The following is a 20,395-nucleotide window of genomic DNA, read 5'->3' as shown; positions in this document are numbered from 1 at the left end:
CGGCTCACTGCTCGGTGCAGCCGCCCACCACCGTACGACCCACGGCCGGGACACGCGGCCGTAATCCGAACACTGGTCGCGGAGGACGGGGCCCGCTCCCGAGGCCCCGCACGACAAGTCGATTGCGGCCGCCACCGCGGCGCACGTACCGTCCGGGGCCCGGAGGGCGGAGTGACGGGGCTCCGTCGGAGTGTGCGGGCGAAGACGTGGAGGTGGGTGGGATGGACGAACGCTCGGTCATGGTGAACGAGTTGGCGCAGGGGGCCCGGACGCCGGAGGAGGGCGTCGGGTGGTTCGGGGCGATGGCGGGGCCCGAGCAGGTGGGGGTGTTGCGGCTGCTGACGGAGTACTGCCTGCAGGCGCGGGCGGTCACCGAGGACGGGCCGGAGAGCATCCGCAGGGCGGGGATCAAGCCCACCCACACGCCCGCGGTGCTGGTGGTGCGGGGGCGCCTGCCGGAGCAGTTGGCGAAGATCGTCGGGCTGCCGCAGGACGAACGGGTCAAGTCCTTCCGGCTGTTGGTGGCGCTGCTGGCCGTCGCCGACGAGCGGCGGCGGGCGCTGTACTGCGTGGGCGGCTGCTCGCACGACTGGCACCACCCGGGGCCTCAGAGCGGGAGCACCGGGCGGGTGGAGGTGTCCTCGTAGAAGGCGTCGCCGTCGGGGTTGTGCAGCCAGGCGGCGTAGTCGGGGTTGCGGTGGGAGGTGGCGAGGGGGAGCCAGGCGAGGAGGGTGCCGTAGCCGCCGCAGGTGGCTTCGCCGCCGTCGCCGCCGTACACCGAGGCGGGGTCGGTGGTGAGTTCGGTGCGGTAGGGGTCGTAGGCGATGTGCAGGCCGAGGGCGTTGGGGCGGTGCTGGGGGCCGTCGGGGGAGTGGTACGGGATGCGGTCGAGGGGGCAGGTGTCGCCCCAGCGGAAGAGGGTGCGGGCACCGGCGCCGCAGGCGTGCTCCCACTCGTCGGGGGTCGGGAGCCGCAGGCCGCGGGCGGCCAGGGCCTCGGCGGCGCCCTCCGGCTCCTCGCCGAACTCCTCGTCCTCGACGGCCATCAGCACGGTCGGGACGGTCACCTGCCGGTACGGGCTGAGCATGTGGGCGAGGTGGCCCCGCAGGTCGTCCGCGTGGCCGAAGCCCTGGTCCACGCTGGCCTGGTAGTCCTCCTCCTGCCCTGGCGCAGGCTGCCACGCGTCGAGCTCCAGGCCGAGGGTGACCTCGCCGCCGGGGACGAGGGCGAAGGCCTGGTCGGCGCGTTCCATCAGCGCGCGGTGGAAGGGGCGGCCGAGGTGGTGGACGGTCTCCACGGAGACCAGGTGACTGCCGGTCAGGGCGGCGGCCTCGCGGGCGGTGCGCAGGGCGGTGGGCAGGTCGAAGGACCGCCACTCCTCGAAGGTCAGGTTGGTGAGGGGCATGGGCGGAAGTCTGGCAGTGGGCGGTGACAGCGAGGCCGGGCGGTGGGGCGGGCCGTGTACGGTGGGGCCCATGCGTTCCCGGATCCTTCCTCCGCCGCCCGTCCGCTAGCGGGCGGCTGACTCCCTGACAGGTGCCGGACGGCCTTCCACGGCCGTCGGGCCGGTGAGTGGCGCCCGCACGGGGTGGACCTGATCCGGCCGGGCCGAGCCCGGCGCCTCTTCCGTGGAGAACGAACGCCATGACCACGCATGCCGCCACCGTGCCGTACCGGCACGGTGTGCTGTCCATTTCCGCCGCCGCCGTCGCCTGGGGCGCGGGCGGGGCCGTCGCGGCCCTGCTGATGAACACCGCCGGGCTCGGCCCCATCGCCGTCTGCGCCTGGCGGTTCGCCGTCGCGGCCGGCTGCCTGCTGCTGCTCCCCGCCCGGGAGAGGTCCGGCGGATGGCGGGCCGCCGTGCTCACCGGGATCGGACTGATGGTGGGTCAGTGCGCCTACTTCGCCTCGGTCCGGTACGCGGGCCTGGGGCTGGCCACCCTGATCACCATCGGCGCCGGGCCCGTGTTCACCAGCCTCGGCGCCCACCTGCTGCTCGGCGAACGCCTCACCCGCCGGGCGCTGGCCGCCAACGGGCTGGCGCTCGGCGGGCTGGTGCTGCTCACCGCCGCCCCGGCGGCGGGGCCGCGCCCGCTGCTCGGCGTCGGACTCGCGCTGCTCTCCGGCGCCGCGCACAGCGGACTCACGCTCTGGGCCCGGGGCGGCGGCACCGCCCGTGCCTCGGCGGGGGCGTTCGGGACGGGGCTGGCCTGCCTGCTGCCGGTGGCGCTGCTGCTGGAGGGCGGCGTGCTGCCGAGCGCGGGGCAGCCGGTGCCGACCGCCGCCGCACTCCTCTTCCTGGGGACCGTCCCGACCCTGATCGCCTACCGCTGGTACTTCGCGGGCCTCGCCACCGTCCCGGGCGCGACCGCCGCCGTCCTGGTCCTGCTCGAACCGGCCACCGCCGCGCTCCTCGGCGTCGCCTGCTTCGGTGAGCCGCTCACCTGGACGGTGGCGGCCGGCTCGGCCCTGCTGCTCACCGCCGTCGTCGCCCTGACGCGCCGCCAGGAATGAGGGCAGGCCGTGGACGGTGTCGGTCGCCGCAGGCGTCAGGCGGGCTGCCAGAGTTCGATGCGGTTGCCCTCGGGGTCGGTGACCCAGCCGAAGTGGCCGACGCCGTCCATGGACTGGGTCTCCTCGGAGACGTCGGCGCCCTTGGCGCGGAGCTGGGCGAGCATCGCCTCCAGGTCGCGGACCCGGAAGTTGAGCATGGTCTGCTGGGAGCGGGAGCCGAAGTACTCGGTGTCGGCCTCGAAGGGGGCGAAGACGGTGGGGCCCGGCTGCTGCTGCCAGAGGCCGTGCTCGTCGGAGTCCAGGCCGAGGTGGTCGCGGTACCAGGCGCTGAGGCCGGCGGGGTCGTTGGCGCGCAGGAAGTACCCGCCGATGCCAAGCACACGTTCCATGCGTCCCATCCTGCCAGTGCCCGGACCGCAGGGGTGGGAGGCCACGGAGGTCGCGGTGTCTATGCTGCACGGCATGGACATCGTGATCCCGCTCTTCGAGGACTTCGAACCGCTCGACGCCGTCGGACCGTACGAGATCCTGGCGTACGTGCCCGGTGCGACCGTGCGCTTCGTCACGGCCGAACCGGGCCTGGTGAAGGACGTGTTGGGGTCGATGCCGGTGCACGTGCCGACCGCGTACGGGGAGGTCGAGCGGTGTGACGTGCTGCTGGTACCGGGTGGTGGGAGCTTCCTGCGGATGGCGGCCGACCAGGAGTTCCTGGGGTGGGTGCGGCGGATGCACGAGGGCAGCCGGTTCACCACCTCGGTCTGCACCGGTTCGCTGGTGCTCGGCGCGGCGGGCCTGCTGGACGGACTGACGGCCACCACGCACTGGGCGGCGGTGGCCGACCTGGAGGCGTACGGTGCGACCTACACCGCCGAGCGGGTGGTCCGCCAGGGCCGGGTGATCACCTCGGCGGGGGTGTCCTCGGGGATCGACATGGCGGTGCAGCTGGCGGCGCTGCTCACCGACGAGGTGACCGCGCGGGCGATCCAGCTCTACACCGAGTACGACCCCCAACCCCCGTACGACTCCGGCTCGGTGGCGAAGGCGACCCCGGAGGTGGTGGCCCGCGCCCGAGCCCTCGGGTAGCGGAGCCCGTCAGTGGTCAGCGCGGTAGGAGACGTTCCACTCCGTGGGGAGCGGCGTCCCACAGAGGGCGCAGAAGAACTCGCCCTCGCGGACGACGTTGAGCTCGCGGCAGGCGGGGCAGCGGCGGAAGACGAACGCGTGGGTGAAGTCCGGGGGGTGGGTGATCCCGGCGCGGTCGAGGGCGGCGGTCAGGGGCGGCCAGGCGGAGCCGGCCGGTCAGGTCGACGACGTGGGTGAAGGGCTCGGCGAGCTCGGCGGCGGGGCGGGAGGCGAGCCAGGCGTCGAGGTCGGCCGGGGAGCGTATCGCTGCTCCTTCGGCGGCAGGGTGGAGGAGGCGGAGCAGCTCGGGCGGGCCGACGTAGGGGAGGGGGTGGGTGGTCATCCGAGGAGGAGCGGGGCGAGGGCGGTGCGGAGGCCGTCGGGGGTCGTGTAGTGGTGGCCCGTCATGCCGAGGGCGATCGCGGCGGTGACGTTCTTGGGGCTGTCGTCGATGAAGAGACAGCGGTCGGGGGTGGCGCCGGCCCGGGCGGCGGCGTGGTGGTAGATGGCGGGTTCGGGTTTGGCGGTGCCGAAGGTGGCGCTGTTGACCACGTGGTGGGCGAGGTCGGTGAGACCGAGGTCGGCGAGGCCCTGGTCGGTCCAGGTGGTGCCGTTGGTCACCAGGACCAGGGGCCGATGGAGGCGGACCTCGCGGAGCAGGGCCACCACGGCCGCGTCGGCGTGGACGGGCGTGGTGGTGAAGGCGGGTGGCGAGGGCGCGGGCCGTCGGTGCGGCGGTGCGGGGCGCGAGGGCCTGGGCGATGAGGTCGGCCCACTCGGCTTTGGTGAGGCGGCCGAGGATGAGGGGTTGGGCGAGGTCGGGGGAGAAGGCGGCGGCGTAGGTGCTGCCCTCCGGGAGGCCTGCCGCGCGTTCGAGGGCGACGACCTCGGTCTGGTCGAAGTGGCGGATCACGCCGTCGAAGTCGCAGAGGACGGCGTCGAAGGGGGATGAGGTCACCCGGTCTGGATATCACGCCAGGGGAGGACGGGGGTATCGCACGTCCTCGGGGCGCGGGTGGTGGTCATGCCGGGGGCGCGGGGCTCTGCTGATGTGCGGCTCCGCCGCGTGGGCGCGCGGTGGTGGTCACCCCGGGGGCGCGAGGAACTGCGCGAGGCGGGAGGACGAGGCCCGTGTGCCGGGGACGGAGGCTCACGTGCAAGTGGTTCTCCGTACCCGGCACTTGGGTCGCAGTCTTCCGATTCGCGCAGTTCCTCGCGCCCCTGGTCGCCGTAGGTGGCCTCTCAGCAGGAGGGCCCGGTCACGGGCGCCAGTAGCCCTGGGCGTGGAGGCGGGGTTTGGGGAGGGTGAGTTCCTTGCGGGCGAAGGTGGCGAGGGTGCGGGTGGTGGTGGTGTCGCAGGCGATCCAGAGGTAGGCGTCGGTGGGGTCGCCGAGCAGGGTGGGGAGGGTGCGGCGGACCTCGGTGGCGAGGGCCGCGCCGGCGTCCTCGCGGGGGACGTGGCGGACGTCGTGGTGGTCCGGGCGGGTGCGGAGGGGGAGGCCGCGGTCGGAAGGGTGCTGGGTCTCCAGCCAGATGGTGGCGGGGGTGTCGGGCAGGGCGGTGAGGAGGGAGCCGAGGGCGGGGGCGGAGGCGGCGTCGCCGATCAGGAAGAGGTGACGGGGCGCCGGGGCGGGGAGGGTGAAGGCGGAGCCCTGGAGGGTGGCGTGGACGGTGTCGCCGGGGGCGGCGCCGCGGGCCCAGTCGCTGGCGGGGCCGTCGTGGAGGGCGAACTCGATGCTGAAGGTGCCGGCCGCCGGGTCGGGGTCGACCAGGGTGTAGGCGCGCTGGTGCGGTCGGCCGGCGTTGTCGAACCAGAGGCGCACCCACATGGTGGGGTGGACGCCGGTGGCGGCGAGCATGCCGCCGTCGGTGAGGTGGAGGCGGCGGCAGTGCGGGGTGACCTGCTCCGCACCGGTCACCGTGAACGTGAAGTCCCGGCCGCGCAGCAGCTTGAGGACGACGCCTTCCCAACCGTGGCCCATGAGGGTGCTCCCTGTCTCCGATCGCTGAAGTTCGGTTAGCCTAACCTAACTCAAGCGAGATTGGTCTGTCCGGGCCACAGGAGCGGATCCCTTGGTGCGTCCACGTCCTGACGGGGCATCGGCTGGCTAGCTTGAGGCATGCACACTGCGGCCACCCCCGCCCTGGCCATGCTCCGGCTGCTCGGCGGGTTCCAGCTCTCCCAGGCGGTCTACGTCGTGGCCCGGGCCGGGCTGGCCGACCAACTCCTCGACGGAGATCGGACGGTGGCGCAGCTGGCGGCCGCCACCGGGCTCCGGGCGGATCCGCTGGCGAGGATCGTCCGGGTGCTGGCCGGGCAGGGCGTGTTCACCCTGGACCCGGCCACCGGGCTGGTCGGCCTCGGGCCGCTCGGCCGTACGCTGGTCACCGGGGCGCCGGAGTCGGTGCGCGGCATCGCGGTGATGTGGATGGAGACCCACTACCCCGCGTTCGCCGAGCTGTGGCAGACGGCGGAGACGGGCGGGCCGGCCGCGGACCACCTGTTCGGGATGCCGTACTTCGCGTGGTTGGCGCAGGATCCGGAGAAGGTCGCCACCTTCACCGCGGCCATGACCGACTTCGCCCGGGCGATCCGTCAGGACGCCTTCTCGGCGGTCGAGTTGGACGGCGCCCGCACGGTGGTGGACGTCGGTGGCGCGGACGGGGCTGTGCTCGCGGCGCTGGCCCGGCGGTATCCGCGCCTGCGGGGCACCGTCTTCGACCTGCCGCACGTGGTGGCGGCCGCACCGCTGCTGCTCCGGGCCGCCGGGGTGGACGACCGGATCACGGCGGTGGGCGGTGACTTCTTCGTCGAGGTGCCGTCCGCGGGACTGCTACGTGGCGGGCTTCATCCTGCACGACTGGTCCGACGGGGAGGCCGCGCGGATCCTCTCCCGGGTGCACGAGGCGGCCGCCGTGCCGCACGCCCGGCTGGTGCTGGTGGAGACGGTGCTCGACCGGTGCGAGGCCCCCGAGGTGGCCGCGCTGCTGGACCTCACCATGCTCGGGATGCTGACGGCCGTGAACGTTCCGGCGAGGAGTGGCGGGTGCTGCTGGAGGGGGCGGGCTTCCGGCTGGACCGGATCCGGGAGACCGGCGGGCCGATGTGCGTGATCGAGGCCACCCGGGTGCCGTGAAGGGTGCCGCTCCTGGACGATGGAGGGCGGGGAAGCAGCGATGGGACACCGGGAGGACGGACATGCCGGCGAAGGTCGTCGTGGTCGGAAGCGTGAACGTGGACCTCGCGGTGCGGGTGCCGCACCTGCCCCGGCCGGGTGAGACCGTCACGGGTGGCGGGCTGGAGGAGAGCGCCGGCGGCAAGGGAGCCAACCAGGCGGTGGCCGCCGCGCGGCTCGGGGTGACCACGGTGCTGATCGCCCGGGTGGGGGACGACGCGTTCGGCCGCCGCGCGCGGGAGGGGCTGGCGGCGGCCGGGGTCGGGGTCGCGGCGGTGACGGCGGCGGCGACCGCCACCGGGACTGCGCTGATCGTGATCGACCCGGAGGGGGAGAACACCATCACCGTCTCCCCGGGCGCCAACGCGGACTTGGACTCGGAGAGCGTGGAGGCCGAGGCCGGTCGGCTGGCCGGGGCGGGGGCGATGCTGCTGCAACTGGAGGTCCCGGTGGCGACCTGTCTGACGGCGGCCGGGCTGGCGAAGGCCGCGGGGGTGCCGGTGGTGCTGAACGCCGCTCCACTGCCGGGGGTGATCGGCGCCGAGTTGAGCGAACTGATCGCGATGGCGGACGTGTTGGTGGTGAACGAGGTGGAGGCGGCGGACCTGCTGGGTGGCGGAGCGGGGCTCGACCTGCTCGAACTCCCCGCGGCGCTGGGAAGGTTGGGCCCGGCGGAGGTGGTGGTGACGCTCGGGGCGAGGGGGTGCGGTGCACACCGGCCCGGACGGGGGCGGTGCCCACGTCCCGGCCTTCGCGGTGGCGGCGGTGGACGCGGTCGGGGCGGGGGACGCGTTCTGTGCGGCGCTGGCGGTGGCCCGGGCCGAGGGCGTCGCCGGACTCGGCGAGGCGGTCCGCCGGGCCTGCGCGGTCGGGGCGCTGGCCACCACGCGGCGCGGGGCGCAGGGGGCCCTGCCCACCCGGGCCGAGGTGGGCGCCTTCCTCGCCGGGCAGGGCGGTGCCCCGAGCTGACGGGGTGACGGACGGGCCGGCGGGCGGCTGACGGGGCGACAGGCCGGGCCTCGGGAGGCTTGATCGGTGTCGGCCGGGGTGGCTAGCCTGCGGGCATGGCCGAGACCACCGAGCAGGACCAGCAGACCCCGGGCCGTTCCGGCCCGTCCGCCACCGTGGAGGTCGAGGCGCACCAGGTCGGCCGGGTGCGGACCGAGTACGCCCCGGACCACGACGGCGATCCGGACCCCGGCGAGATCGTCTGGACCTGGGTGCCGTACGAGGAGCGGGACGGCCGCGGCAAGGACCGCCCGGTCCTGGTCGTCGCGCGGGAGCCCGGCGGCACGGTGCTCACGGTGATGCTCTCCAGCAAGGGCCACGACCACGATCCCGACTGGGTGCCGATCGGCGCCGGCCCGTGGGACCGCTCGGGGCGGGACTCCTGGGTGGCGCTGGACCGGGTGATGCGGGGTCCACGATGACGGGATGCGGCGGGAGGCCTGTGCCCTGGACCGGGCCCGCTTCGACCGGGTGGTCGAGGCGCTCCGGCGGCGCTACCGCTGGAGCTGACGCCGGATAATGGCCTGGTCGCGGGGCCCGTGGGCGGTGCCGGACGGGTGAGCGAGCGGGCAGGAGCGGACGGATGGGTCTGACGGCGGGTCAGCGGGTGCGGCTGGTGGCGGATCTCGGGATCGGCGAGGCGGTGTCCGGCGAGGCCTTGGTCGGCTTCCTCTCCCTGGGGGCCGGGGCCGAGGGCACCGTCGAACGGGTCGACGGCGAGCTCCCCGAGCCCGAGGAGGTCCGCGAGTACCGCCGCCTGAAGGACCTCTTCGACGACTACGGCCACACCATGCCGGAGGAGAGCCGCAAGCGCCTGGAGTCCCAACTCGCCGCCCTCGAACCCGAGTGGACGGCCCACCAGGCCACGGCCCCCGGGTGACCGCCAGGATCCGCTTCGACAACGGCCTCGTCCTGGACGCCGCCCCGGAGGACCTGCTCGCCACCTCCTGAGACCGGGGCGGCGGTGGCGGAAGTCCGCCACTCGCGGGAGCGCTCTCCGGGTGGCGGCTCCGCGTCGGTCGCTCCGAGGAGCCCGAACTCCCGGCCCGGCCTGCCGTGTTCGCAGGTCAGGGCCGGTTCTGACGGTGCGTCGCACCGCTGTCGACCGACCGGTCCGGGCCGCCGTGCCGGGCCCCGGGGGGCGCTCTCGCCCGATAACCGATGGGAAACTTTCCTAACTAAGGTCCTTGACTGCCGGTGGTCAGCTGGACATCCTGAACACCGCGTCGCCGGTGGCCACCTGTGTCCGCACGTTCTGCCTCCCCCCTTCGATCAGAGAATCGAGTAGACGTGCAACGAATCAAGCGCGCCCTGATGGCCGCTTCCCTGGCGTTGACCGCGCCGCTGCTGGTCCCGAGCGCCACCGCCGGGGCGGCCGCTGCTCCGGCCGGGATGGCCGCCGCTCCGTACGAGTACCTGGGCTGGGGCAGCCCGCAGAAGCCGACCGACGTCATGGCGGCCACCGGGGTGAAGTGGTTCACCCTGGCGTTCATCCTGTCCGACGGGGGGTGCAACCCCAAGTGGGACGGGAGCCGGGCGCTGAAGGGCGGTTCGGACGAGGCCGCGATCAAGTCGATCCGGGCGGCCGGCGGGGACGTGGTGGTCTCGGTCGGCGGCTGGAGCGGCAACAAGCTGGGCGAGAAGTGCACCAGCGCGTCGGCGCTGGCCGGGGCGTACCAGAAGGTCATCGACGCCTACCAGTTGAAGGCCTTCGACATCGACATCGAGGACACCGAGTTCTCCAACGCGACGGTCCGTCAGCGGGTGGTCGACGCCCTGAAGATCGTCAAGACCAAGAACCCCGGGATCGTCACCTACGTGACCATGGGCACCACGCCGAGCGGTCCGGACGCCACCGGCAAGGACCTGATCAAGCGGGGCGCCGCGGCAGGGCTGGCCAACGACGGCTGGATCATCATGCCGTTCGACTTCGGCGGGCACAGCGGGACCATGGGCCAGGCCAGCGTCAGCGCCCTGGAGGGGCTGAAGTCGGCGGTGAAGAGCGCCTACGGCTACAGCGACGACGCCGCGTACCGGCACATCGGGGTCTCCTCGATGAACGGCATCACCGACGAGCCGGGGGAGACCGTCACCCTGGCCGACTTCAAGACCATCCTGGCCTACGCCCAGCAGCACCACCTGGCGCGCTTCGCCTTCTGGTCCGTCAACCGCGACCGCGCCTGCGGCTCCGGGTCGGACGCCGACGCCTGTAGCGGGATCGCGCAGTCGCCGTACGCGTTCACCAAGATCGTCGTCCAGTACAAGGGCTGAGGAGAGACCGATGAGTGAGATCCGCAGAACGGCAGCCCTCACCCTGGCCGGGGCCGGCCTGGTGGCCGGGATCGTCGCGGTGCCGCAGACGGCTTCGGCCGCCGCCACCCGCTACGAGGCGGAGAGCGCGGCGCTCTCCCAGGGCGTGGTGGAGGCCAACCACGCCAACTACTCCGGCACCGGCTTCGTCAACGGCGACAACGTGAGCGGCAGTTGGGTGGAGTTCACGGTGAACGCGGCCGCCGCGGGCACGCCAACCTCACCGTGCGCTACTCCAACGGGACCACCACCGCCCGCCCGGCCGACGTGGCGCTGAACGGCACCGTGGTCTCGGCCGCCCGCGCGTTCAACTCGACCACCAACTGGGACACCTGGGCGAACTCGACGCTGTCGGTGCAGCTGGTGGCCGGTGCCAACAAGGTCCGGCTCACCGCCACCTCCGCCAACGGCCTGGCCAACCTGGACTACCTGGACGTCGACCAGCAGTCCACCCCGCCCGGGGGCGGCGGTCCGGCCGTCCCGTTCGGCAGCCACCAGTTCGCCTACGCGGCGGGCACCCTGAAGCCCACCGGGGCGCAGGGCACCCTGGACCAGCAGGTGATCGACAAGTACAACGCCTGGAAGTCCGCCTTCCTCAAGCAGAACTGCGGCAACGGCTGGTACCAGGTCATCTCGCCGGACGCCGACCACCCGTACGTGGCCGAGGCCCAGGGCTACGGCCTGGTCGTCACGGCGCTGATGGCGGGCGCCGACGCGAACGCCAAGACCGCCTTCGACGGGCTGCTGAAGTTCGTGCTGGCGCACCCCTCGGTGAACAACAAGGACCTGCTGGCGGCCGAACAGGACGTCAACTGCAAGTCCGTGAACGGCTCCGACTCCGCCACCGACGGCGACATGGACGTCGCCTACGGGCTGCTGCTCGCCGACAAGCAGTGGGGCAGCACCGGGACGTACAACTACAAGGACCTGGCGGTCAAGCACATCAACGCCATCAAGGCGAGCGAGGTGAACCCCACCACCAAGCTGCTGCTGCTCGGCGACTGGTCGAGCTCGGGTGACCAGTACTACTACATCTCGCGCTCCTCGGACTGGATGATCGACCACTTCCGGGCCTTCCGGAAGGCCACCGGGGACGCGAGCTGGGACACCATCCGGACCGCGCACCAGAACCTGATCACCTCCCAGCAGACCAAGTACGCCGCCTCCACCGGCCTGCTGGCCGACTTCGTGGTGAACACCAACACCACCCCGAAGCCGGCCCCCGGCGAGGTGCTGGAGAGCGCCAACGACGGTGACTTCGGCTGGAACGCCTGCCGCGACCCGTGGCGGATCGGCGCGGACGCCGTCACCAGTGGCGACTCCGCCTCGCTGGCCTCGGCGCGGAAGATCAACAGCTGGATCAAGTCGAAGACCGGCGGCAACGCCAACTCGATCGTCACCGGCTACAAGCTCAACGGCACCGCCTTCGACTCCGGCAACGACATGGCCTTCACCGCCCCGTTCGCGGTCGCGGCGATGACCGACCCGGGTTCGCAGGCCTGGCTGGACGCGCTCTGGGCCAAGATGGTCGCCACCCAGATCACCCCGTCCGTCTACTACGGCGGCAGCGTGCAGCTCCAGACGATGATCGTCGCCTCCGGCAACTACTGGGTGCCGTAAGCGATCCCGCACCACCGGAAGGCCGGGGCCGCCCCAACGGCTCCGGTCTTCCGGCCCGTCCAGCCTCCTCCCCCACACAGGAGTCCGACCCCATGCGCAGATCACTCCTTCCCGCCCTGGTCACCGCGGCACTGGCCGTCGGTGCCGGGCTGACCACCCTGCCCGCCCACGCGGCGGCGCCGCGGCTGACCGCGGCCTTCGCCAAGACCTCGTCCTGGAACAGCGGTTACGGAGCGCAGTTCACCATCGCCAACTCCGGCGACGCCGCCGCCACCGGCTGGAAGGTGGAGTTCGACCTCCCGGCCGGCACCACCGTCTCCAACAGCTGGAACTCCACCCGCTCCCAGACCGGGCAGCACTACACCTTCGTCAACGCGGGCTTCAACGGGACGGTGGCGGTCGGCGCCACCCAGAGCTTCGGCTTCAACGTCGGCGGCGGCCTCGGCGAGCCGCTCAACTGCACCGTCAACGGGCAGTCCTGCCAGGGCACTTCCACGCCGAGCCCGAGCCCGAGCTCCACGTCGAGCCCGAGCCCGAGTCCCAGTCCGTCGCCGACACCGACCCCGAGCCCGACCTCCACCGGCCCCGTGGTGGAGGTGTCGACCGCGCCGCCAGCTGACCGCCGCGCTGGCGGCCGCCGCCCCCGGGCGGACCGTCGGCTGGCTCCGGGGGAGTACCACGGCGCCTTCCTCGCCCAGCGCCCCGGCACCGCCTGCAGCGCCGATCACCCTCACCGGCCCGCGCACCGCCGTGCTGGTGAACGACGGCCCGGCCGGTGACGCGCCGGACTGCCCGGTGCCGACGGCCGGCTGGGACCCGGGGTACGGGCTCTGGCTGTACGGGGCGCCGTACTGGAACCTCAGGCGGGTTCACCGTGAAGGACGCCAAGAAGGGCGTGGTCCTCGACGCCTCGCCGCACGTGACGATCGACGGGCTGTACGTGCACCACACCGAGGACGAGGGCGTGCACTTCCGCCGTTCCTCCGCCGACGGGGCGATCCGCAACTCGGTCGTGGAGTACACCGGCCTGGTCCAGCCCGGCTACGGGGAGGGGTCTACCTCGGTTCGGCCGGCTCCAACTGGGGGTGCCACGGCAACACCGACGGGGTGGACCGCTCGGACCGGGTGCTGGTGGAGAACAACCGGATCGGCCCGTACGTGGCGGCCGAGGCGATCGACGTCAAGGAGGGCACCTCGGGCGGGGTGATCCGGGCAACACCTTCGACGGACGGGGAGTCAGCGGGCAGAACTCCGCCGACTCCTGGCTGGACGTCAAGGGCTTCGACTACCTGATCGAGGGAACACCGGCACCTTCGCCGCCCCCCGGCACCTTCGCCAACGGCTACGAGACCCACAACCCGGCCACCACCCCCGCCTTCCCGAACGGCTGCGGCAACACCTGGCGCGACAACCGCTCCGACCTCGGGGGCGTCGGCGGCTACGCGATCAAGATCACCTCGGTCTCGGCCTGCACCGCGAAGCCGAACCGGGTGTACGCCTCCAACACCGTCACCAACGCGGTCTCCGGGCTCACCAACGTCCCCGTGACGCCCTGAGCGGAGCCCGCACCGGTCAGAGGTCCACGTCCAGCCCGGTGGGCCGGGGGCGGACCAGCGACCAGACCGAGGGGCTGAGGTGCGTCGCGCTCGTCGCGGATGTGACCGTACATCCTGCCGAGGTCCTTCTCGGTCTCCGGGCCGAGCTCCACCCGATAGGCGCCCGGCGCGAGGTCGGGGAACTCGGCCCGGACCAGGCCGTGGCCGAGCATGCCGGTCTCGAACTCGAACTCGCTGACGCCGATCCAGCCCGCACCCCGGCCGCCCGCAGGCGCAGCGAGCCGGTGACGGTGGCCTCCGGGTCCCCGTGGTACTCCCACGGGACCAGTACTGGGCCACCACGTGCCAGGTGGCGACCAGGCCGGGGCGGCCGTTGTCGAAGACGGCCCCGCGCCACCACCAGCCGGTGCCGCAGCCGGGACCAGCCGCTCCGGCCCTCGTCGGTGAACTGGTCGGCCTCGAGGGCGGAGTCGATCCGGACCCACGCTGGGGACAGCGTGGTGACCGGTGCCGGGTGGGACGGACACGGAGGCCTGCTTCGGGTGGGGTGCGGGTCGGAGTTCGTGCAAGTTCCGTGCAGGTTAACAGGGTTCGCACACGCTCACGGCCGGTTCGCTTGCGGCGAACCGGCCGGTGAGGGTGCGTCACCCGGGAGTCACCCGGCGGTCACCACCGTCGTGCGGCGTACCGGGCGGCCAGGCCGAGCAGCAGCAGGGCGAGCGATCCGGCCGCCCACGGTCCCGGCACGCTGCCGGTGATCGGCAGCGGCGGGGGCGGCGGCTCGGTGGTGTCGAAGCGGTTGGTCACCTCGAGCGAGGCCGGGTCGGTGGTCAGGAGCAGCGCCCGCTCGGCGGAGTCGTGCTCGACGGTCACCTCGGCGGCCCCGTTCCGGTCCGGCTCGCCGAGCCAGCAGCGGGCCCCGGCCGGCAACGGGTCGGGCAGGTCGTCCACCGGACGGACGGTGCCCGGGCGGAGCTGGTAGCGCCGCCGGTCCGCCAGCACGATCGGGGCGGTGCCCGGCGCGGTGGTCAGGGTGCAGCTGAGCTCGACGGTGAACTCCCGGTCGGCCGCGGCGGCGGCCCCGGTCCCGGTGGTCCGCTTGAGCAGGGCCAGTGCGGCCGGCCGGTACTCGTTGACGGCGGTGACGGTCAGGTCGGGGGCCTCGGCGGTGACCACGGCCGCGTGCTGCTCGTCGGGGTGGGAGACCGTCACCGCGCTCGCGCCGCTCGGCAGTTCGGCCGCCCAGCAGCGGGTACCGGTGAGCAGCAGCTCCGGCAGGGTGACGGACCGGCCCGCCCGTACGGTGACGGTGCGGTCGAGCACCTCCTTGCCGTCCCGGCGGCAGATCACGCGCAGCTGGAACTCGGCCTCCCGCAGGTAGCCGGCCCCGGCCAGCGGGCCGGTGAGCTCCTTGGCGAGGGTCAGGCGTCCGGCGTGGAAGGTGTTGGTGAGCTCGGCGGTGGCCAGGTCGGTGAGGCCCTCCTTGACCCTCGACCCGGCGGACCGGCTCGGCCGGCACGTCCGCTCCGCCGCTCGCGGTCTCGGTGACGGTGCACAGCGCGCCGACCGGCAGGCCGTCCAGACGCCCCGTCAGGTGGTCGGGCCCGGTGAGCTCCAGCTCGCGGGTGAGCACCGTGGCCCGCCCGTTGAAGTCGCAGACCACCTCGAACCGGAACGGACCGGTGGCCAGCGGGCTGCCGGTGCCGGCCAGCTTCTTGGTGACCTGGAGCGAGCCGACCGCGAACTCGTTGGTGATGATCACGGTCGCGGTCTCGCCCACCGTGGTCAGGGTGGCCGGGACGGGCCGGGGGGACCAGATCACCACCTTCGGCGAGCTCACCATCTGGTACTCGACCCGGGTGGCGCCACCGTTGTCGGTCTCGTCGACCTGGCACCGGCTGCCGTCGGGCAGGTCGGTGACGGCCTGCGAGGTGCCGCCGGTGAGCACCAGCTGCTGCGGGAAGCCCGGCAGCCGGGTGCCGTTGAAGGCGCAGTCCACGGTGACCTTGAACGGACCCTGGCCGACCGCCTCGGCGGCCGGGCCGGTGATCCGCTTGGCCACCACCAGGTCCTTGCGCGGGTACTTGTTGGCGATCTCCTCCTGCTGCCAGACGGTGGCGTCCGCCGCCCGTTCGACGGTGACCACGATCGCGTTGGCCTCGCCCAGGTGGTCGGTCTTCGCCCCGGCCGCCTCTGTCTCCCAGAACCGGCAGACCGCACCGGCCGGCACGCCGCCCAGGTCGAAGGGTTTGTCCGGGCCGAACTCGGCTGCGCCGGACCGGACTTCGACGCTCTCGCCACCGGCGGTGGTGAGCAGGCAGGAGTAGGCGAGCCGGAACGGCCCGACCGGCACGCCGGACGGCGGGTCGACCACGTTCTTGAGGATCCGGACATTCCCGAACACCAGGCCGATGCCCGCCTTCGGGGGTTCGGTGACCGGCAGGCCGGGCGGTGGTGTTCCCGCCGACGCGGACGGTCTCGGTGTGGGCGAAGGAGTTCCAGGCCACGCGAGCGTACCCGGGCACGGTCAGGTCGGGCCGGGGCGCGGAACGGCAGGGTGAAGGTGACGGCACTGCCGGGGGGCCATCCCCGAGGGGAACTCCACCTCGGTCTCGAAGGCGGTGGCGTGGGTGGTGTCCGGCCCCAGGACGCGGACGCGCACTTTCGCTTGGGGGTCTCGACCTTCCGGCCACAGGGGTTTCTCGGTGCCGGTGTAGGTGACGGTGGCGCGGTGCCGGCCCCCGTCGTAGCCGACCGGCCCGGTGAGGGTCGGCACGGTGTCCCACTGGGTGCCGCGCTGTTCGTCGCCGAGCAGCACCCCGGTGTCCTTGGGCGCCGGGAAAGACGTCCAGCAGCTGGAGCGAACGGGCCGGTTCGGTGCCGGTGTTCTCGATCCGCGACCAGGAAGGAGAAGTCCTGGCCGGGCCGGGTGAGCGCGACGCACGGGTAGCGGGTGTACACGGTGCCGCCGACCGTCAGCTCGGGGCAGCGCGGGTCGCCGGCCGGGACGGGCTTGCCGGTGTTGGCGTCCTGGTACCCGAGCGAGCGGTCACCGGTGACCCACTTGGCGGCGTCGAAGGAGACGCCGGAGCGGGAGGTGACCTGGGCCGAGGAGGTGCAGAAGGTGCCGGTGCCGTACCGGGGGTCGTCGGTGACGGTGCCGAGCCTGGGTGAGCTCTGGTCGCAGTTGACCTTGGCGACCTTCTCCGAGCCCGCGCCGAAGACGTTGGTGATGGTGGTCCCGGCCGCGACGCCGCCGTTCAGCTTCACCTGGTAGCCGAGCACCACCTCGCTGCCGGGGTAGAAGGTCCAGCCGGGGAAGCGCCAGCGCAGTTTGGTGATCCGGCCGCCCGCGTCCCGCTCGGGCTCGAACAGGACCTCGGTCGGCTGGGTCCCGCCGGGCGGCACCGTCACCTTCACGGTGTACGGGCGGCCCTGGTCGCCCTGGAAGGAGTCGTCGAACCGCAGGCCGCTGGGGACTTCGTCCACCACCACCAGGTCGGGCACCGGCGCGGTGCCGGTGTTTCTGACGTGCAGGTTGAACGGGGCGACCGAGCCGGGGCTGAGCACGGTGGTGGCCGGCTCCTTCTCCACCCGGAGCAGGTTGCTGCCCTCGCGCACGCTGAGCGAGGCGGTGGAGTCCGGCACCGGGAAGGTGCCGCCGTCGGGCTGCAGCCGGCTCTCGCCGGCCGCGGTCGCGGTGTCCTCCAGCAGGTCGGGGACCGGGGTGCCGGGGCGCGGAGCGCAGGCCCTCGCGCGGACGGACCGTCAGGCAGACGCTGCTGCCCGGGCAGTCCTGGTAGTTGGGCGCGGAGGTGGCGGGCAGGATGCCGTAGCCGCCGGTGGAGCTGCTGAAGGTGACCCGGAGGCCCTGGATGTCCGCCGGGTCCACCCCGGCGGGGAAGCCGGGCTTGGTGGAGGAGGTCGGGGTGCCGGTGACGAAGACCGGCGGGTTGCTGCGGCAGCCGGTGGTGCAGACGTCCACCTGGACCCGGTCGGCGCCGTTGGGGAAGGTGACCCCGGCCAGGGCGGTCACCGTCACGGCGTCGAAGAAGTCCGGGTCGGTGTCGCTGACGACCAGTCGCTTCAGGCCCAGGTTCCCGGTGTTGACGGTGGTGAGCCGGAGCGTGACGTCCTGCGGGGCGACGCCGGTGACGGGGCGCAGCACGGTGCTCGGCGCCAGCGTCTTCTGCAGCGAGGCGGCCGCCTTGGCGGGCTTCACGTCGACGGCGGGGGAGCAGCTCGGATTGCCCTCCGCCTTGCCGTCGATCGTGACCGCGGCGCAGTTGTCGATACGCCCCGAGGTGACGCCCGGGCGGAGCCGGACGGTGAGGGTGGCCCGCATGAAGCCCTTGGGCGGGATGCCGTCCGGCTCGGTGATCCGGACGCCCTTGGCCCGGGCCAGCAGCGCGCTGTCCGGCGGGACGTAGGCCACCCAGGAGCTGACGGCCGGGTCCCAGAGCTCGACGCCGATGTGCAGGGAGCGCGGGCTGCCGTCGGTGGAGACGCCGACGATCTCCAGCTGGTCGAAGGGGTTGTTCGGCGCCAGCGGGTCGGCCGGGTCGGTGACCTGGACCTTGGGCTGGGTGACGTTGCCCGAGTTGGTGTAGCCGAGGCTGAAGGTGAGGTCCTGGCCGGGCGGGACCTCCGTCCAGGAGGAGGATTTGAAGCCGTTGCCGTCGGGGTTGCGCTCCTCGACCTTGAGCACGGCGCAGTCGGTGACGGCGGCCGAGCCGGAGCCGTTGGCCGGGTTGGAGGCCGAGGCGTCGGCGCAGTCCTGCACGCCGTCCCTGGTGTCCTCGGCGGTCACCTTGGAGTTGAGCGTGCCGTTGACCGACAGCTTGGCGACCGCACCGGGCTGGATGGTGCCCTTGCCGCCCTGCTCGCCCTTGAAGGTGATGGAGATCCGCTTGGGCGGGCTGCCGGCCGGGCAGCCGGTGGAGGCGCGCACCTGGGAGGCGGGCGGGTTGGTGAGGGTGACCGGCGCCGGGGTGGAGCCGTCCCGGCAGGTGACGGTCAGCGTCGCGGTGGTGGCACCGGGCGGGAAGTCGACCTTCAGCTTGGCGGCGTCGAACTTGTCGAACTCGCTGCCGGCGGTGGCGGAGTCGGAGGGCTCGGTGACGGTGAGCTCGGAGACGGCGAAGGGCGAGGTGTTCTTGGCGTTCAGCTGGGCGGTGACGCTCGCGTTCTCGCCCCGGACGGCGGTGCCGTTCTGGGTGAAGTCGCCCCGGGCGTCCGGGAAGAAGCGCTTGTCCAGGTCGACGGTGGCGATGTTCGGCAGGATGTCGTGGTCCGAGCAGGCCGGCAGGCCGATCACGGTGAACCGGCTGCCCGCGTCCTTGACGGCGGAGTCGGCGCAGTTGTGCACGGTCTTGCGGGCGGCCGGGCTGATCTGGGCGCCGCTGGTGCGCTCGGTGCGGCGCAGCTTCACCTGCATCGGCACGGTGGCGCCTGTGCTGTCGTACGGGAGCGTGGCGCCGGTGGAGTTGGTGAACTCGTAGCGCACGCCGGTGACCTGATCGGCCGTCACCCCGGCGGGCAGGGTGAGGTCCGGGCCGGGGACGGCGGTGCCGCGTACCCACTCGCTCTCCGCGCAGCGGCTGCCGGGCGGCTTGGTGCACACCAGCACGGTGACCCGGTCCGCCCCGGCGGGCATCCGGCTCACCGGGCCGACCGAGACCAGGTCGAAGTTCTCGTACAGCTCGGCGGTGTCGTCCTGGACGTCGAGGCGGCTGATCCCGTCCGGGGTGGCCGAGGTGTTGGCCGCGCCGAGGGTGACGGTGGAGACGCCGTCGCTCTGCGCCACGTCCGAGGTGGGCTGCCACTTCTTGGTGGCCTTGGCGTCCAGCATCTTCGGGACGGTCACGGTCTGGGTGACGCTGCCGACCACCTCGGTGGCGTTGTCGGCCCTCGCGGTGGCGGTGTTGGTGACGGTGTCGCCGTCCTCCAGCGGCCCGGTGGCGGGGACCTTCATCCCGACCGACACGTCCGCGGTGGTCCCGGCCGGCAGGCCGACCGAGCCGGCGGGGTTGGGCGGCGAGGCGAGCGGGCTCCTGAAGTCGATCCGCAGCCTGCGCGTCGCCGGGTCGTACGTCACCTGCTGGGTCGGCGTGGAGGGCGGCAGCGAGGTCATGTCGAACTCGGGCGGGAGGACGTCCTCCAGGTACGCGTTCACGCAGGAGACCGAGAGCGAGGAGCAGGAGAGCGTCAGCTTGTACGAGAACGCGGACCCGGGGATCAGCGGGTCCGGCGCCCCCTCCACCGCCTTGGTCAGCGACATCACCGGCCCCGCCGCGTGAGCCGACGGCGCCCCGACGAGCGCGGCCGCCAGGCCGAGCGCCACCGCCGCGGCCGCCAACCCGCGCAGCGGCCGTCCGGCCCGGCGCCCGAAGTCCAACCCGACCATGCGCATCCCGTCGTCCGACGTCATCCGGCCTGAATGATCGTCAGATTAGGTAGCGGGCCCCTGCGCCGTTCAGGTCGACGCGCCCGGGTTGCCCCGGATGGCGCAGGCCGACCGAGGGGTCACGGCCCCTGAGGACGGTCGAGGCGGTAGACGTAGTGGCGGCGGTCGTCGGCGGGGTTGTCGGGCTCCAGGTCGGCCTCGACGTAGCGGTGGAAGCCGGCCTTCTCCAGGGCGCGCCAGGAGGCGCGGTTGTCGGCGTGGACGGGGATGACGAGGGCGGTCGCGGTCGGATGGTCGGTCCAGGTGGCCTCGGCGACGGCGCGGAGGATGCGGGTGCCGAGGCCCTGGCCGGTCCGTTCGGGGGCCGCCGATGAGGTAGTCGAGGGTCATGGCCCGATCCGGGATCTCGGCCTGGTCGGCCAACTCGCCCATGTACTGCGGGTAGTCGGCGATCCAGCAGCGCTGCACCAGCGCGACCGGCTCCCCGTCCACGGCCACCAGGAGGTCCTCCGACGGCTCCTCGCCCCGGGCGGCCGGCCCGAAGTCCCGCTCGACCGCCTCGGGGGAGGTCTCGTGGTTCCACCAGCGGGCGACGTGCGGCCGGGCCAGCCACTCCGCGAGCAGCGGGAAGTCGGCGGTGGTCAGCCTGCGCCAGGTGAGGGTCATCAGGCCGTTGTCCCACA

20 protein-coding genes and 3 pseudogenes are annotated in these 20,395 nt (G+C 73.1%); 14 read left to right on the top strand and 9 right to left on the bottom strand.

Translation table 11 applies throughout. The features are described 5' to 3' along the window. The first annotated feature begins 221 nt into the window (after positions 1-221). Positions 222-647, top strand: coding sequence for a DUF5958 family protein (locus tag ABD946_RS35025; RefSeq protein ID WP_345289714.1), 426 nt, complete (start codon positions 222-224; stop codon positions 645-647). Here the strand turns inward: ABD946_RS35025 and ABD946_RS35020 are convergent. Further along, the gene (locus ABD946_RS35020; RefSeq protein ID WP_345289713.1) at positions 608-1,405 is read right to left on the bottom strand and encodes a hypothetical protein; all 798 of its coding nucleotides are present in this window, start codon (positions 1,403-1,405) and stop codon (positions 608-610) included. The genes ABD946_RS35025 and ABD946_RS35020 overlap by 40 nt on opposite strands. A gap of 239 nt (positions 1,406-1,644) precedes the next feature. On the opposite strand from ABD946_RS35020, the gene ABD946_RS35015 reads away from it, so the two are divergent. Beyond that, complete coding sequence (locus tag ABD946_RS35015) at positions 1,645-2,514, top strand: DMT family transporter (RefSeq protein ID WP_345289711.1); 870 nt, start codon at positions 1,645-1,647, stop codon at positions 2,512-2,514. A 35-nt stretch (positions 2,515-2,549) separates the two neighbouring features. Here the strand turns inward: ABD946_RS35015 and ABD946_RS35010 are convergent, their stop codons facing one another. Beyond that, complete coding sequence (locus ABD946_RS35010; protein WP_345289710.1) at positions 2,550-2,903, bottom strand: VOC family protein; 354 nt, start codon at positions 2,901-2,903, stop codon at positions 2,550-2,552. Between the two features lie 73 nt (positions 2,904-2,976). Between ABD946_RS35010 and ABD946_RS35005 the strand changes: the two genes are divergently transcribed. Then, on the top strand, positions 2,977-3,597 hold the full coding sequence (locus ABD946_RS35005; protein WP_345289709.1) for a DJ-1/PfpI family protein: 621 nt from the start codon (positions 2,977-2,979) through the stop codon (positions 3,595-3,597). Between the two features lie 378 nt (positions 3,598-3,975). Here the strand turns inward: ABD946_RS35005 and ABD946_RS35000 are convergent, their stop codons facing one another. Next, on the bottom strand, positions 3,976-4,305 hold the full coding sequence (locus ABD946_RS35000) for an HAD-IA family hydrolase (protein WP_345289707.1): 330 nt from the start codon (positions 4,303-4,305) through the stop codon (positions 3,976-3,978). A 22-nt stretch (positions 4,306-4,327) separates the two neighbouring features. Here ABD946_RS35000 and ABD946_RS34995 point away from each other — a divergent pair, with 22 nt between their 5' ends. Further along, positions 4,328-4,588: a hypothetical protein gene (locus ABD946_RS34995; protein ID WP_345289706.1), complete on the top strand. Its 261-nt coding sequence runs from the start codon at positions 4,328-4,330 to the stop codon at positions 4,586-4,588. Between the two features lie 307 nt (positions 4,589-4,895). Here ABD946_RS34995 and ABD946_RS34990 read toward each other — a convergent pair whose 3' ends face one another. Further along, positions 4,896-5,618: a siderophore-interacting protein gene (locus ABD946_RS34990; protein WP_345289705.1), complete on the bottom strand. Its 723-nt coding sequence runs from the start codon at positions 5,616-5,618 to the stop codon at positions 4,896-4,898. Positions 5,619-5,756: 138 nt separating this feature from the next. Here ABD946_RS34990 and ABD946_RS34985 point away from each other — a divergent pair. The 10 genes and pseudogenes from ABD946_RS34985 to ABD946_RS34940 form a co-directional block, all read left to right on the top strand. Beyond that, a pseudogene (locus ABD946_RS34985) lies at positions 5,757-6,458 on the top strand (methyltransferase); the annotation flags it as partial. After that, on the top strand, positions 6,436-6,750 hold the full coding sequence (locus ABD946_RS43155) for a methyltransferase (RefSeq protein ID WP_425558781.1): 315 nt from the start codon (positions 6,436-6,438) through the stop codon (positions 6,748-6,750). The pseudogene ABD946_RS34985 and the gene ABD946_RS43155, both read left to right, overlap by 23 nt. Before the next feature lie 85 nt (positions 6,751-6,835). Further along, positions 6,836-7,789, top strand: a complete 954-nt coding sequence (locus tag ABD946_RS34980; RefSeq protein ID WP_425558780.1) for a PfkB family carbohydrate kinase — start codon at positions 6,836-6,838, stop codon at positions 7,787-7,789. 87 nt (positions 7,790-7,876) lie between these two features. Then, positions 7,877-8,330 (top strand): annotated as a pseudogene (locus ABD946_RS34970) (type II toxin-antitoxin system PemK/MazF family toxin). Between the two features lie 73 nt (positions 8,331-8,403). After that, positions 8,404-8,700 carry a hypothetical protein gene (locus tag ABD946_RS34965; protein WP_345289703.1) on the top strand — a complete coding sequence of 99 codons (297 nt, stop codon included), beginning with the start codon at positions 8,404-8,406 and terminating at the stop codon, positions 8,698-8,700. Positions 8,701-9,110: 410 nt separating this feature from the next. Continuing rightward, positions 9,111-10,091, top strand: coding sequence for a chitinase (locus ABD946_RS34960; RefSeq protein ID WP_345289702.1), 981 nt, complete (start codon positions 9,111-9,113; stop codon positions 10,089-10,091). Positions 10,092-10,101: 10 nt separating this feature from the next. Next, positions 10,102-10,407, top strand: coding sequence for a carbohydrate-binding protein (locus ABD946_RS34955; protein WP_345289701.1), 306 nt, complete (start codon positions 10,102-10,104; stop codon positions 10,405-10,407). After that, positions 10,356-11,750 carry a glycosyl hydrolase family 8 gene (locus ABD946_RS34950; protein ID WP_345289700.1) on the top strand — a complete coding sequence of 465 codons (1,395 nt, stop codon included), beginning with the start codon at positions 10,356-10,358 and terminating at the stop codon, positions 11,748-11,750. Before ABD946_RS34955 ends, ABD946_RS34950 begins: the two co-directional genes overlap by 52 nt. 92 nt (positions 11,751-11,842) lie before the next feature. Then, positions 11,843-12,529 (top strand): cellulose-binding domain-containing protein, encoded by a 687-nt coding sequence (locus ABD946_RS34945; protein WP_345289699.1) that lies wholly within the window; start codon positions 11,843-11,845, stop codon positions 12,527-12,529. 306 nt (positions 12,530-12,835) lie between these two features. Beyond that, a complete protein-coding gene (locus ABD946_RS34940; RefSeq protein ID WP_345289698.1) occupies positions 12,836-13,306 on the top strand; it encodes a hypothetical protein in 471 nt (156 codons plus the stop codon). Positions 13,307-13,972: 666 nt separating this feature from the next. Here ABD946_RS34940 and ABD946_RS34935 read toward each other — a convergent pair. The 5 genes and pseudogenes from ABD946_RS34935 to ABD946_RS43145 all read right to left on the bottom strand — a co-directional run bounded on the left by ABD946_RS34935 (position 13,973) and on the right by ABD946_RS43145 (position 20,378). Beyond that, the gene (locus ABD946_RS34935; protein WP_345289751.1) at positions 13,973-14,731 is read right to left on the bottom strand and encodes a DUF5979 domain-containing protein; all 759 of its coding nucleotides are present in this window, start codon (positions 14,729-14,731) and stop codon (positions 13,973-13,975) included. A 151-nt stretch (positions 14,732-14,882) separates the two neighbouring features. Continuing rightward, a pseudogene (locus tag ABD946_RS43150) lies at positions 14,883-15,659 on the bottom strand (DUF5979 domain-containing protein); the annotation flags it as partial. Positions 15,660-15,833: 174 nt separating this feature from the next. Next, on the bottom strand, positions 15,834-16,124 hold the full coding sequence (locus tag ABD946_RS34925; RefSeq protein ID WP_345289696.1) for a hypothetical protein: 291 nt from the start codon (positions 16,122-16,124) through the stop codon (positions 15,834-15,836). Positions 16,125-16,355: 231 nt separating this feature from the next. Further along, on the bottom strand, positions 16,356-19,736 hold the full coding sequence (locus ABD946_RS34920) for a hypothetical protein (RefSeq protein ID WP_345289695.1): 3,381 nt from the start codon (positions 19,734-19,736) through the stop codon (positions 16,356-16,358). Positions 19,737-19,781: 45 nt separating this feature from the next. Then, entirely contained in the window at positions 19,782-20,378 is a 597-nt protein-coding gene (locus ABD946_RS43145) for a GNAT family N-acetyltransferase (protein WP_425558779.1), read from the bottom strand. Positions 20,379-20,395: the final 17 nt, after the last annotated feature.

Source organism: Kitasatospora albolonga (assembly GCF_039535905.1).
GTDB lineage: Bacteria > Actinomycetota > Actinomycetes > Streptomycetales > Streptomycetaceae > Kitasatospora > Kitasatospora albolonga.
The sequence above is the reverse complement of the archived record's forward strand: the minus strand, read 5'-3'. Positions and strand labels throughout refer to the sequence as shown.